The sequence below is a fragment of the Blautia sp. AF14-40 genome (assembly GCF_003479665.1).
GTDB lineage: Bacteria > Bacillota > Clostridia > Lachnospirales > Lachnospiraceae > Fusicatenibacter > Fusicatenibacter saccharivorans.
The window spans coordinates 1-512 of record NZ_QUHK01000130.1; the positions used below are offsets into that span (position 1 = coordinate 1).

Genomic DNA, 512 nt, shown 5'->3' on the forward strand with positions numbered 1-512 from the left:
GTAATACCCCATAAATAGAAGAAAGAATAAAGCAATAACAAATTTGGATTTATTTTTTGAAATATGTGCTTCATAACCCATAGAGCCAAATGCCACAGACCCAATAATTGTCATTATGTCATAGTAAGGTTCTTTACAAACTGCTTTAATGAAAAGAATTAAAATGCAGATAAATAAAACAAACATTAAGCCAAAAGATTTCCCTTGAAGTTTAATATGTTTTTCGTATTCATCAAGATATAGATTCTCTTTTTTGTTTTGTGATAGTATTTTTTCTTTATCCATTATATAACGCTCCTTTCAAATAATACCAAGTACACTTGTCATTTATATTATAGCATTCGGTCATTACAAGTCAATATTTTTGCACAGTTTTCTTGTCGTTTTGTAAAAGCGTGCAAATCTGATAGGAAATGCACGCTATATCATTTATCCTACAATCTTCCAGTTACTATCCTTATGTAGCACAAGCTCATACTGCGATACCTGCGTCGCTTTTGTCTGATTATCAA

Annotated in this window: 1 protein-coding gene; it reads right to left on the reverse strand. The window is 30.5% G+C overall.

Features of this window, described 5'->3' with window-relative positions:
• Positions 1-285: DUF6442 family protein (locus DWW13_RS18690; protein ID WP_118720854.1), on the reverse strand; the 285-nt coding region annotated here is incomplete at its 3' end.
• Positions 286-512 lie beyond the last annotated feature (227 nt).